We start from the raw sequence: 12,692 nt of genomic DNA, 5'->3' as shown, positions 1-12,692 counted from the left end.
TCAGATCGCGTAGACCAGGCCGTCGAACGCCGACAGGTCCTCGCCGCCACGCACACCGAGTGCGTGCAGCGCCCGGTCGACGTCGAGTTCGTCGTTGAAGACGTGGAACGCCACGCGGGCGCGACCCGCGCGGCCCGACGCCGTGATCCCGTGGGCGGTGAGCTGAGCGAGCGCTTCGCCCGTGGCATCCGGCCAGGTGACGATCGCCGAGGGACGCTCGGGGTGTTCGAGTCCGAGGCCGTCGCGGAAGCGCGCCGCCAGGCCCGTCACGTGTGCGTAGGTCGCGGTGATGTCGGCGTCGGCGAAGAGAGCCAGGGCGGGGGCCGCCCCGACGAACGCCTGCCAGGCGGGCGAGACATCGAACCGGCGGGCATCGGCGGCGAGCGTGCCCCCGGTGCCGTAGCACGACGACCACGGGTCGTCGCCGGAGTACCAGCCGGCCTGAACGGGACGGATCTCGCCCGCGAACGCGGGCGAGAGAGTGAGGAACGACACCCCGCGCGGGCAGCAGAGCCACTTGTACGCGTGGCAGACGGTCGCATCGAACATCGTCGCGTCGACGGGAAGCCACCCGGCGGCCTGGGTGAGGTCGCAGAGCGTGCGGGCGCCGGCACGGGCGGCCGCGGCGGCGATGCCCGCGGCATCCGCGACCTCTCCGGTCGCCGACTGCACGAGCGAAAACGCGACGAGCCACGTGTCGGGGGAGATCGCGGCGGCCAGCTCCTGCAAGGGGGCGGTGCGCAGGCGCACGCCTCGACCGGCGTGAGCGAAGGGGGCGACGAGAGACGAGAAGTCCCCCTCGGCGCAGAGCACCTCGGCGCCGTCCGGCACCGATGCGGCGAGGAGCGAGACCTGCACCGACGTCTGCGAGCCGATCGCGACGTCACCGACCGGGCAGCTCACGAGGTGCGCGTACGAGGCCCGGGCCTGTTCGACGGCCTGCGACGCGGCGACGACATCGGGGCGACCGGATGCCGCGGACTCGAGGTCGGCGCGGACCGCGGCCACCGTGGCGCGCGAGGGCAGGCCGAGGGTGCAGGCCGCGAGGTAGTCGCGGCCACCGGCGAAGTGCGAGGCGAGGCTGCTCATGCCATCAGGATCGCGCCCTCAATGACATTGCACTAGAGCAGGTGTTGCATGAGAAGCATCACATCTGCTTATGTGTGGGCATGGCCGCCACCGATGACTCCCTCGACGCGAACGCCCTGCGCGTGGTCAAGGCGATCGCCGACACCGGGTCGATCACCGCGGCCGCCCGGATCCTCGGCTACAGCCAGCCGGCGGTGAGTCAGCAGCTGCGCCGGCTCGAGCGGCGTGCGGGAATGCCAATCGTCGAGCGCGTCGGACGAGGCGTGCGTCTCACCGAGGCGGGGTCGATCCTCGCCCGCCACGCCGCCGCCGTCACCACCGCGCTCGACGCGGCCGCCGCAGACCTGGCCGAGCTGCGGGGCCTGCGGGCCGGTCGCGTACGGATCGCCGCGTTCCCGTCGGCGTCATCGACGGTCGTTCCGCGCGTCATCGCCGCCGTGACCGCTCGCCGACCGGGTGTGTCCATCAGCTTCGTCGAGGCCGAGCCGCCCGAGGCCATCGCCGCCGTTCGCGAGAACCGCGCCGACATCGCCCTCACCTACAGCTACCCCGGCGACCGCCGCGAACACCTGGAGTCCGCGGCATCCGGACTCGCGGCCCGACTCATCGGCGCCGACGATACCGTGGTGGTCGTTCCCGCCGACCACCCCGCGGCAGCCCATGACCCCATCGATCTCTCGCGACTCGCGGGGGAGCGGTGGATCGCGGGCTGCCCGCAGTGCCGCGGCCATCTGCTCGAGGCGTGCGGACGCTCGGGGTTCACCCCCGACATCGCTTTCGAGACCGACAACTTCATCGCCGTCGAGAACCTCGTCGCCCAGGGGGTGGGCATGGCGATCCTGCCGCGGATGGCCGTGGCATCCCTCCCGATGCTTTCGGGCATCGCGGCGCCGCGGCTGCCCGCCGCCGAAGCGCGGACCCTGCACGTGATCACCGCTCGGGGAGCCGAGCACGTGCCCGCGGTCGGAGCCGCACTCGAGGTCATGGGCGAGGTCCTGGCCGATCATCTGCGGCACTCGGGAAGCGCCACCGCCCGCCGATAGGATCAAGGGGATGTCTGCCACGCCCGATCCCCGCACCACGACCGCCACCGGCGCCGACGTTCGCGTCCGCTTCTGCCCCTCACCCACGGGGTTGCCGCACGTCGGTCTCATCCGCACCGTCCTGTTCAACTGGGCCTACGCCCGGCACAACGGCGGCAAGCTCATCTTTCGTATCGAAGACACCGACGCCGCGCGCGACAGCGAAGAGAGCTACCAGCAGCTCCTCGAGGCACTGCGGTGGATGAACATCGACTGGGACGAAGGCGTCGAGGTCGGCGGCCCGCACGCGCCGTACCGGCAGTCGCAGCGCCACGAGATCTACCGGGAGGTACTCGACAAGCTCATCGCCGCGGGAGCGGTGTACGAGAGCTACTCCACCGCCGAAGAGATCGACGCGCGCAACGAGGCCAACGGCCGCGCCAAGCAGCTCGGCTACGACAACTACGACCGCGACCTCACGGACGAGCAGAAGGCCGCCTTCCGTGCCGAGGGGCGCGAGCCCGCGTGGCGCGTGCGCGTTCCCGATGAAGACCTCACCTTCGTCGACCTGATCCGCGGCGAGGTGACCTTCCCCGCCGGATCCTTCCCCGACTTCGTCATCGTGCGCGCCGGGGGGATTCCGCTCTACACCTTCGTGAACCCGGTCGACGACGCGCTCATGGGTATCACCCACGTGATCCGCGGCGAAGACCTCATGCCCTCCACCGCCCGCCAGCTGGCGCTCTACCGCGCGCTTCTCGATGCCGGCGTCACCGATTACGTGCCGCGATTCGGCCACATGCCGCTCGTGCTCGGCGAGACCGGCAACAAGAAGCTGTCCAAGCGCGACCCTCAGGCCGATCTCTTCCTGCAGCGCGAGAAGGGCTTCATCCACGAGGGGCTGCTGAACTACCTCTCGCTTCTCGGCTGGTCGCTCTCGGCCGACCGTGACGTGTTCTCGCTCGACGAGATGATCGCCGCCTTCGACATCGCCGACGTGAACCCCAACCCCGCGCGCTTCGACCAGAAGAAGGCCGAGGCCATCAACGGCGATCACATCCGCATGCTGGATGCCGCAGACTTCGCGGCCCGCATCGTCCCCTACCTCGCGGGTGCGGGTTACATCGCCGAGCAGCCGAGCGACGAGCACCGCGCGATCATCGCCCAGGCGGCGCCGCTCGTCCAGGAGCGCGTGCAGCTGCTGGGGGAGGTGCCGGGCATGCTCGGCTTCCTCTTCGTCTCGGACGTCGACTACGCCGAGGACGCACTCAAGGGCCTTCCCGCGAACGCGCCCGAGGTGCTCGCGGCATCCGTCCGCGCTCTTGAGGGCGTCGACGACTTCACCGCCGCCGCGGTGCAGGAGGCCCTGTCGGGCGCCCTGGTCGACGACCTGGGGCTCAAGCCGCGTGTCGCCTACGGCCCGCCCCGCGTCGCCCTCACCGGCCGCCGCATCTCGCCGCCGTTGTTCGAGTCGATGGAGCTGCTCGGAAAGGCCGAGTCGATCCGTCGCCTCGAGGCGCTGGCGGCGCACCTGGGCTGAGACGCTCGACCTCGATCCCCGTGGCCTCGTCGGCCGCGGGTATCGCCGCTGTGGGCGCCGTGCGCGGGGAAGGGTCGACAAGCAGCACGGAACGCGCAGAGCGGGATGCGTCTCCGGCGTTCCCGCGCGAAATTCGCGAGGTTCGTTCGCGTGCGCGAGTCCGTCTCGTGGCCCGAACCTCGAGCCCCGGGACGCGCCCGGGACGCGTGGCGCGGGGCTCTGGTTTGGCGCTGGGCCCGGTCTCGCGTAAGCTTGATCCTCGGCACGAGTTACGGCTCGAAGCCATTGGGGTATGGTGTAATTGGCAACACGGCGGTTTCTGGTTCCGTTGTTCTTGGTTCGAGTCCAGGTACCCCAGCTTCGCGAAAAGGCCCGATGATCTCTGAGATCTCGGGCCTTTCGCCTATCCCCGTCCCGGCACGGCAGACGGTCGGGAGAGCCCGTTCCGAGGCGAACCGTAGGATGACCCGATGCGCCTCCGCCCGCTCGTCGTCCTCGCCGCGATGCTCGGCGGGCTCGCCCTCTCGGGATGCAGCGCGAGCCCCGCGGAGCCGGCGCCGGCGTCGGGCTGCGGTACGGTCCCGTCGCTCGAGTCGGGCACGAGCACACCGCTCGCAGTGACCGTCGACGGAGCACCCCGTACGTTCAGCATGTACGTCCCGGCGGCCACGACGAACACCTCACCCACACCCCTCATCCTCGCCTTCGCCGGATACCGTATGCCGACCGGCGAAGTGGAGCGACTCAGCGCTCTCGACGACAGCGGCGCGGTCGTCGTCTACCCCCAGCCGGCAGACACCGCGGCAGGAAGCGGCTGGCAGGGCGCGCCCTACTCCTCGGGCGCCGACGACGTCGCCTTCGTCTCTGCGCTGCTCGACGACGTGGAGTCCCGTCTCTGCATCGACCGCGAGCGCGTCTTCGCCGTCGGTATCTCGAACGGCGGCGGGTTCGTCTCTCTGCTGTCGTGCGCTCTCCCCGAGCGCATCGCCGCCTTCGCCGTGGTGGCGGGGGCGATCTACCCCGCGACCAATCCGCCCTGCCCGAGCGGACCCCCTGTCCCCGTGATCGCGTTCCACGGCACCGCCGACGAGGTCATCCCGTACGACGGCGGTACGCGCCACGATGCGACCGTCGCGCCGGTGTCGCTGTGGCTGTCGCAGCTGGCGATCCGCAACGGCTGCGCGTCCGACCCGCGCCCGGAGACCGTCGCCGCGGGAGTCGAGAGGCAGACCTGGACCGGATGCCGAGACCCCGGCGCTCTCGTGCACTACCGGATCGACGGGGGCGGACACGTCTGGCCCGGCGCGGCCGGTTCGGGCTCGACGGCGGTCTCGGCCACCACCCTGATCGAAACGTTCTTCACAGCCCACCCTCTGCCGTGAACCGCGGAGCGGGGAGAGGATAGACCCATGGGACTCTTCGTACAGCGACCCGAAGAACCGAGCGAGTGGGCGGGGCTTCCCGGCGAGCCCGCGCGGCCGAAGACCCGGGCGGAACTGCTGCCGGACGACGAGCATCCCGCGGCGGTGCCGGGGCTGCTCGACCTCGACAGCTCGGCGGTCACCTCGATCGAGATCCCGATCGGCGACTGAGTCGGCGCGCGTTCGGCGTCGTCAAAGACTTCGAGGGCTAGCATCCGATCGAGAGTCGCGATCCGCGTCTCCGTTCGCGAAAGAAGGTCTTCGTGAAGCGCTCCCTCGCTTTCCGGCTCGCCGCGGTCGTCGCCGCGGGCGTGGTGCTCGCAGGCTGCACGCCCGCGGCCTCCGACGCCCCGGCCGTGCCCGCGGCCGAGGCCCCGAGTCCCGCCGCCTCGGTGGACGATCAGGCCTTTGCGCCGACGGTCGCCTCGCCCGAAGACCTCGACGGCAAAGAGGCGACGGTGAAGATCGGCACCTCGCTCGTGGTCGCGGTGCCCGACGGCACCGAGGCAAAGTGGACCGGGTCGACGGGCGATGTCGCGATCGCCGACTTCTCGCCGGGAGGGCCGTCCGAGGGCTCGGTCTTCCGGCCCGGGTTCCTGCCCCACGCCGTCGGCAAGACTCCCGCCACCCTCACGGGCCCCGACGGTAAGACGATCCGCTTCACTCTCTCCGTCGTGGCGCCCTGAGCCCCAGAAGAGGGGTCAGGATGCCAGCGGCCCGTCGAACAGGATCGTGGAGCGTCCGGTCTCGGCATCCGGGATCACTCGCGCCTTCACCTCGTAGACGTCGGCGATGAGCGCCGGGGTGAGCACCTCGGCGGGAGCCCCCGCCGCCACGACGCGGCCGGCGCGGAGCACGAGCACGCTGTCGCAGTAGGTCGCGGCGAGATTGAGGTCGTGCAGCGCGATGATGCTCGTCACGGGAAGGGCGGCCACGAGGGCCAGGACGTCGAGCTGATGACGGATGTCGAGGTGGTTCGTGGGCTCGTCGAGCAGCAGTTCGCGGGGCTCCTGGGCGAGAGCGCGGGCGATCTGGGCGCGCTGGCGTTCGCCTCCCGAGAGGGTGTGCCAGAGGCGATCGGCCTTGTCGGTGAGGCCCACGCGCTCGAGCGCCGCATCGATCGCGTCCTCGTCGCCGGTGGTGGAGCCGCCCCATACCGGACGGTGCGGTGTGCGGCCGAGGCGCACGACGTCGCGCACGACGATGTCGGCGTCGGTCTCGGCGTGCTGCGTGACCACGGCGACGGATCGCGCCACCTCGCGGCGACGCCACTCGCCCAGCGGTCGATCGTCGAGCAGCACCTGGCCCGAGTCGGGGCGCGCGGCCCCCTGCAGCAGACGCAGCAGCGACGATTTGCCCGAGCCGTTCGGACCGAGAAGGCCCACGGTCGAGCCGGGTTCGGGGCGAAGCGACACGTCGTCGACGACCAGGGCACCGCCCCGCGTCCAGCGGACCTCGCGGGTTTCGAGCGTCATGCGCGGCTCCTCCGTCGAACGAGCAGGGCCACGAACACCGGGACGCCGACCAGCGCCGTTCCGACCCCCACCGGCAGGGGTGTGGGGGCGAAGAGCGTGCGGGTCGCGGCATCCACCCACACCATGAACACGGCGCCGACGACCACTGCGAGCGGAACGACGCGCACGTGACGCTGACCCACCATCAGCCGGACCGCGTGCGGTACGACGAGTCCCACGAAACCGACCGCGCCGACCACGCTGACGAGCGCGGCCGTCATCAGGGCCGTCACGATGAGCAGGCCGATGCGCGTACGAGCGACCGGGATGCCGAGCGAGGCGGCCACATCGTCGCCGAACGTGAAGGCATCGAGGGCGCGCGCGGCGAACAGGCACACGGCGCCGCCGACGACGACCACGACGGCGCAGAGCGCGACCTTGTCCCACCGCATGCCCTCGAGCGAGCCGAGGAGCCAGAACATCACCCCGCGCGTCTCGTCGCTGTCGGCCACGGCGAACACCACGAGCGAGGTCAGCGCCGAGAAGAATTGCGTGCTGGCGACACCGGCGAGGATCACGCCGGAGGTGCCGCCCGAGGTGAAGCGCGAGAGCAGCAGCACGAGGCCGAAGGCCACGAGAGCGCCGACGAAGGCCCCGCCCGAGAGGCCGAGCACTCCGCCGCCGATTCCGAGCACACCGATCACGACGGCACCGGTCGATGCTCCCGACGAGACCCCGAGCACGAACGGCTCGGCGAGGGGGTTGCGCAGCAGCGACTGCATGACGACACCGCACAGGGCGAGTCCTGCGCCTGCGCACGCCGCGACGAGGGCGCGGGGGAGGCGCTCCTCCCACACGATCGCGTTCTTGGCGGTTTTGACCGGGATGTCGGTCAGACCCAGGTGGTTCAGCAGCACGTCGCGCACGTTGACCAGTGACACGTCGGCCGGTCCCAGCGTGACGGCGACGCCGACGGAGATCACCAGCACCACGAGCCCGACGAGGGCGAGCACGATGCCCAGTCCCGCGGAGCCCCGACCGAGCCGGGCTCGCGAGACGACGCTCGCGCTCAGAGCGTGCTCCCGTTCTCGTCCCACCACGCGCGGATCTTGTCGAGTGCGTCGACGAAGCGGATCGAGGGGTTGAGCTCGGCGCCGTGCAACGCGATGTAGCGCTTGTTCTTCACGGCGGTCATGGTGCTCGTCAGGGGGTCGCTCTCGAGGAAGGCGATCTTGTCGGCGAGCCGGTCGCCCGGGAAGCGGTCGCGCTGCAGGTCGCCGAGGACGAGAACGTCGGGGTCGGCCGAGACCACGCTTTCCCAGCCCACCGCGGGCCAGTCGCCCGTCTGCGACGCGAACACGTTGGTCATCTTGGTGGTGGATGCCAGCAGCGCCGCGTTCGAGAAGCCTCCGGCCACGTACGGGGTCTTGGTGTCGGCGAACCAGAAGGCCACGGTGTGACCTTCGAAGTCGATGCCCTCGGTCGCCGCCGCGGCCCGCTGCTGCAGTGACTGGACCAGCGCTTCGCCACGGTCGGACACGTCGAAGATGCGCGCGAGGTCGCGGATCTCGCCGTAGAGCGTGTCGACCGTGAGGGGCGTGGTGCGCTTTCCTCCGGCGTTGATGCTCACGTCGCCGTCGCAGTCGGTGGGGGAGAGGTACGAGGCGATCCCGGTCTCGGCGAAGCGATCGCGCGTGGCGACGCCGCCCTGGGCGAAGTGGCGACCGAACGAGGCGGTCACGAAGTCGGGGTCGGTGCCGAGGACGACCTCGTATGAGGGGGCGTTGTCGGACAGACGGGGGACCGCCGCGTTCGCCTCGGCGAGCGAGTCGAGCACCGGGTCGGTCCAGGATGCCGTGCCGACCATCCGGTCCTGCAGGCCCAGCGACAGCAGGATCTCGGTGGAGTCCTGGTCCAGGGACACGACACGGCTGGGCGCCTTGTCGACCGTGATCTCGCGCCCGCAGTTCTGAAGCGTCAGCGGGTATGCGGTGGCGCCTTCTCCGGTCGAGGAGGCCGAGGCTTCGGGGACGACCTCCGAGGCACCGCACCCGGTCAGCAGGGTCACAGCGGTCAAGAGGACGAACGGGAAGGCGAGGGCGCGGGCGCGTGGCATCCGGGAGCTCCGTAGGGATCGTGGAACGAGCGGCCCGACGGTGGACCACGGGTAAGGATAGCCTCACTTGCTGCGCGGGCCGGACCGGTCTCTTCGTTCGTGTGGGAGTCCCATCGCCTGTGGCGTCGTGTGCGGTGTCGCGAATCTGTTGCCGTGTGTGGTTTCGTGTTGTATCGTGTGGGAATCTTCGAAGGGGATCCCCGTGTACGCAATGGAGCGCCAGCAGCTCATCGAGCGCGAACTGCGCGAGATCGGACGTGTCAGCGTCGTCGATCTCGCTCGCCGCTTCGACGTGACCACGGAGACCGTCCGCCGCGACCTCGACCGGCTCGAGGGGCTCGGTTCTCTCCGTCGCGTCCACGGCGGCGCGGTCGACATCGGTCGTGCCAGTACGGCGGAGTCCCCGCTCACCGAGCGTCGGGAGCGTCACCGAGACGCGAAGCGTGCCATCGCCGCCGAGGCCGTGGCCCTGCTCGGCTCCGACTTCCGCGGCTCGATCTTCCTCGACGCCGGTACCACGTCCGCAGCTGTCGCCTCGCTCCTGCCGTCCGCTCTCGGTGCGGGTATCAGCGCCGTCGAGGTCGTGACGCACTCGCTCGAGGCCGCGCACCTGCTCGCCGGCGAAGAACGCCTGTCGCTCACCACGATCGGCGGGCGCGTCCGAGGCGTCACCGCGGCCGCGGTCGGCGCCCACACGGTGCGCACCATCGGCCAGCTCCGCCCCGACATCGCGTTCGTAGGGACGAACGGTCTGAGCGTGGAGTTCGGCCTGAGCACCCCCGACCCTGACGAGGCCGCCGTCAAGGCGGCCATCATCCAGTCCGCCCGTCGCGTCGTTCTCGTCGCCGACGCGGCCAAGTTCGGCGAAGAACTGCTCGTGCGCTTCGCCCGACTCGACGAGCTCGACGTGCTCGTCACCGATGCCGCCCCTCCCGCGGCGCTTTCCGAGGCCCTCGAGGCCGCTGACATCGAGGTGCGCGTCGCATGATCGTCACTCTGACCGCCAACCCCTCCGCGGACCGCGCCATCGTGCTGTCCGAGGCCCTCCAGCCCGGTGAGCTGCAGCGCGCTGTGTCCTCGCGCGAAGACGCCGGAGGCAAAGGCGTGAACGTCGCCCGCGTGGTCTCGGCCGCCGGCGCACCCGCACGCGCGGTGGTGCCGGTCAATGCCCACGACCCGTATCGCATGCTCCTCGAAGACACCGGTATCGCGCTCGACGTGATCGAGGTGGCAGGCCGCGCCCGCGCCAACCTCACCATCACCGATCCCGCTGGTGAGACCACGAAGCTCAACCTCCCCGGCGCCGAGCTCTCGGCCGCCGAGGCCGAGGCCGTCGTCGCGGGAGTCGTCGCCGCCTCCGAAGGGGCCACCTGGCTGGTTCTGGCGGGGTCGCTGCCTCCCGGCGTCCCGACCTCCTTCTACGTGGATCTCATCACCGCCGTGCGTGCGCGGTGGGGGAGCGCCGCTCCGCTCATCGCGGTCGATGCCTCGGGTCCCGCCCTTGCCGCGGTCGTCGAGACCGCGCACCCCGACCTCATCAAGCCCAACCACGAAGAACTCGCCGAACTCCTCGGAGAAGACCCGGCATCCGACGACGATGTCCTGGCCGCGGCGTCGCGCCGGGCACAGTCGCTGGTTCCGGATCGTGTGGCATCCGCCCTCGTGACCCTCGGCGCCGACGGCGCCCTGCTGTTCACGGCCGAGGGAACCTGGCGCGGACGCGCCCCCAAGATTCAGGTCGCCAGCACCGTCGGCGCGGGCGACAGCTCGCTCGCCGGCTACTTGCTGGCCGACCTCGAAGGGGCTTCGGCCCCCGACCGTCTCGCGCGCAGCATCGCCTACGGAGCGGCCGCCGCCACTCTTCCGGGCACGCAGGCGCCGACCCCCGACGATCTGCCCGCGGGTGCGATCGCCGTCACCGAATTCCCCACCCCCATCGCAACATCCTGACCACGGAGGTCACTGACAATGTCCGACATCATCACTCCGGAGCTCGTCACCCTCGACGTGCCCCTGGGCACCGACAAGCAGTCGGTGATCCGCGCTCTGGCCGAGCGCGTCGTCGCGCAGGGCCGCGCGCGCAGTGCGCAAGAGCTGTTCGACGACGCCTGGGCCCGCGAGCAGAAGGACGAGACCGGCCTGCCCGGCGGCATCGGCATCCCGCACGCGCGCAGCGCCTCGGTCACCGAGCCCACCCTCGCCTTCGCGCGGCTGACCCCGGGCGTCGACTTCGGCGCCCCCGACGGCCCCGCCGACATCGTGTTCCTCATCGCGGCCCCCGAAGGTGCCGACGAGGCCCACCTCTCGGTGCTGTCGCAGCTCGCGCGCAGCCTCATGAACAACGACTTCATGTCGGGCCTGCGTTCGGCGCAGACGCCCACCGAGGCCGTCCGGATCATCACGGATGCCATCGCCCCGGCCGAGTCGCCGGTCGCGGCTGAAGCCCCCGCCGCCGCGGCGCCGGCCGCGACGCGCGCCGAGGCCCGTACGGCCGTGAAGACGAAGAAGATCGTCGCCGTCACCGCCTGCGCGACCGGCATCGCGCACACCTTCATGGCGGCCGACGCGCTCACCGCCGCCGGCGCCGAGACCGAGGGGGTAGAGCTCGTCGTCGAGCCCCAGGGCTCCAGTGGCTACAAGGCGCTCCCGCAGAGCGTCATCGACGATGCCGACGCCGTGATCTTCGCGGTCGACGTCGACGTGCGCGAGCCCCAGCGCTTCGCCGGCAAGCCCGTCGTCCGCGCGGGCGTCAAGCGCGGCATCGAGCAGCCGAAGCAGCTCATCGCCGAGGCCCTCGCCGCGAGCGAGAACCCGAACGCCGCACGCGTGCAGGGCGGTGCCGCCGCGGCATCCGCGTCCGATGCTCCCGTGGCGCAGCAGTCGGTGGGCCGTCGCATCCAGCGGTGGCTGCTCACCGGTGTCAGCTACATGATCCCGTTCGTCGCCGGCGGTGGTCTGCTCATCGCCCTCGGCTTCCTGCTCGGCGGCTACGAGGTCACCAAGAACGCGTCGAACGTCATCATCCAGAACTCGCTCTGGGACCTCCCGACCGAGGGCATCACCTCGTCGTTCGGCCCGGTGGGGCAGTACCTCGGTTCGGTCGCCTTCATGATCGGTGCGACCTCGATGGGCTTCATCGTGGCCGTTCTCGCGGGCTTCATCGCGTACGCCATCGCCGACCGCCCCGGTATCGCCCCCGGCTTCGTCGCGGGAGCCGTGGCCGTCCTCATGAACGCCGGCTTCATCGGCGGCATCATCGGCGGTCTGCTCGCGGGCTTCATCGCCTGGTGGCTCGGTCGCTTCGACGCCCCGCGGTGGCTGCGCGGTCTCATGCCCGTCGTGATTGTGCCGTTCCTGGGATCGATCTTCGCCTCGGGCCTGATGATCCTCTTCCTCGGCCGACCGATCGCCGCCCTCATGGCCGCCCTCACCGACGGTCTGACCTCGCTCGCCGCCAGCGGCGCAGGTGCCATCGTGCTCGGTGTCATCCTCGGTCTGATGATGTGCTTCGACCTCGGCGGCCCCGTCAACAAGGTCGCATACGTCTTCGCCACGACCGGCCTGGCCGCCGCGACCCAGACGAACACCACGCCGTACCTCATCATGGCCGCGGTCATGGCTGCCGGTATGGTCCCGCCGCTCGCGATGGCCCTCGCCTCGACGCTGCTCGCCCGCAAGAAGTTCACCCCGGTCGAGCGCGAGAACGGCGCGGCCGCGTGGCTGCTCGGCGCCTCGTTCATCTCCGAGGGCGCGATCCCGTTCGCCGCTGCCGACCCGCTGCGCGTCATCCCCGCCTCGATGGTGGGCGGTGCGATCACGGGTGGTCTGAGCATGCTGCTCTCGGTGCAGTCGTTCGCCCCTCACGGCGGGATCTTCGTCTTCTTCGCGATCAACCCCTTCTGGGGTTTCGCCCTCGCAATCGTGGCAGGTACCGTCGTGACTGCGCTGATCGTCGTCGCCCTCAAGGGCATCGGCCGCAGCACGCAGGACGCCGCCGTCGCCGAGGCTGCTCCCGCAGCCACGGTCGCCGCGTAACACCCCGTCGAATCG

The 12,692-nt window shown here is 70.8% G+C and carries 12 protein-coding genes and 1 tRNA gene; 9 read left to right on the top strand and 4 right to left on the bottom strand.

From position 1 onward, the window contains the following. Positions 1-1,089, bottom strand: coding sequence for an aminotransferase class V-fold PLP-dependent enzyme (locus tag QE416_RS14510; protein ID WP_307317209.1), 1,089 nt, complete (start codon positions 1,087-1,089; stop codon positions 1-3). Positions 1,090-1,169: 80 nt separating this feature from the next. Between QE416_RS14510 and QE416_RS14505 the strand changes: the two genes are divergently transcribed. The 6 genes from QE416_RS14505 to QE416_RS14480 all read left to right on the top strand — a co-directional run bounded on the left by QE416_RS14505 (position 1,170) and on the right by QE416_RS14480 (position 5,758). Further along, complete coding sequence (locus QE416_RS14505) at positions 1,170-2,132, top strand: LysR family transcriptional regulator (RefSeq protein WP_307317206.1); 963 nt, start codon at positions 1,170-1,172, stop codon at positions 2,130-2,132. Positions 2,133-2,142: 10 nt separating this feature from the next. Beyond that, entirely contained in the window at positions 2,143-3,651 is a 1,509-nt protein-coding gene (gltX, locus tag QE416_RS14500) for a glutamate--tRNA ligase (protein ID WP_307317204.1), read from the top strand. A gap of 286 nt (positions 3,652-3,937) precedes the next feature. Beyond that, positions 3,938-4,009, top strand: a tRNA-Gln gene (locus tag QE416_RS14495). A gap of 112 nt (positions 4,010-4,121) precedes the next feature. After that, positions 4,122-5,033 (top strand): PHB depolymerase family esterase, encoded by a 912-nt coding sequence (locus tag QE416_RS14490; protein ID WP_307317201.1) that lies wholly within the window; start codon positions 4,122-4,124, stop codon positions 5,031-5,033. Between the two features lie 27 nt (positions 5,034-5,060). After that, a complete protein-coding gene (locus tag QE416_RS14485; protein ID WP_307317199.1) occupies positions 5,061-5,243 on the top strand; it encodes a hypothetical protein in 183 nt (60 codons plus the stop codon). 92 nt (positions 5,244-5,335) lie between these two features. Then, a complete protein-coding gene (locus QE416_RS14480) occupies positions 5,336-5,758 on the top strand; it encodes a hypothetical protein (protein WP_307317198.1) in 423 nt (140 codons plus the stop codon). Positions 5,759-5,773: 15 nt separating this feature from the next. On the opposite strand, the gene QE416_RS14475 is transcribed toward QE416_RS14480, so the two are convergent. Genes QE416_RS14475 through QE416_RS14465 form a run of 3 tightly spaced genes read right to left on the bottom strand, consistent with a single transcriptional unit; the run spans position 5,774 to position 8,642 of the window. Further along, entirely contained in the window at positions 5,774-6,547 is a 774-nt protein-coding gene (locus tag QE416_RS14475) for an ABC transporter ATP-binding protein (protein ID WP_307317196.1), read from the bottom strand. Then, entirely contained in the window at positions 6,544-7,548 is a 1,005-nt protein-coding gene (locus tag QE416_RS14470; RefSeq protein ID WP_307317962.1) for an iron ABC transporter permease, read from the bottom strand. Before QE416_RS14470 ends, QE416_RS14475 begins: the two co-directional genes overlap by 4 nt. A 47-nt stretch (positions 7,549-7,595) precedes the next feature. Next, positions 7,596-8,642 (bottom strand): ABC transporter substrate-binding protein, encoded by a 1,047-nt coding sequence (locus tag QE416_RS14465; protein WP_307317195.1) that lies wholly within the window; start codon positions 8,640-8,642, stop codon positions 7,596-7,598. Between the two features lie 202 nt (positions 8,643-8,844). Between QE416_RS14465 and QE416_RS14460 the strand changes: the two genes are divergently transcribed. The 3 genes from QE416_RS14460 to QE416_RS14450 are packed head-to-tail and all read left to right on the top strand — an operon-like array spanning position 8,845 to position 12,677. Continuing rightward, on the top strand, positions 8,845-9,630 hold the full coding sequence (locus QE416_RS14460; RefSeq protein WP_210074589.1) for a DeoR/GlpR family DNA-binding transcription regulator: 786 nt from the start codon (positions 8,845-8,847) through the stop codon (positions 9,628-9,630). Next, a complete protein-coding gene (locus QE416_RS14455) occupies positions 9,627-10,592 on the top strand; it encodes a 1-phosphofructokinase family hexose kinase (RefSeq protein ID WP_307317194.1) in 966 nt (321 codons plus the stop codon). The genes QE416_RS14460 and QE416_RS14455 overlap by 4 nt, the downstream gene beginning before the upstream one ends. 18 nt (positions 10,593-10,610) lie before the next feature. Continuing rightward, on the top strand, positions 10,611-12,677 hold the full coding sequence (locus QE416_RS14450; protein WP_307317192.1) for a fructose-specific PTS transporter subunit EIIC: 2,067 nt from the start codon (positions 10,611-10,613) through the stop codon (positions 12,675-12,677). Positions 12,678-12,692: the final 15 nt, after the last annotated feature.

This window comes from Microbacterium sp. SORGH_AS_0421 (genome assembly GCF_030818635.1).
GTDB lineage: Bacteria > Actinomycetota > Actinomycetes > Actinomycetales > Microbacteriaceae > Microbacterium.
This window is presented reverse-complemented; position numbering and strand designations above follow the sequence as displayed.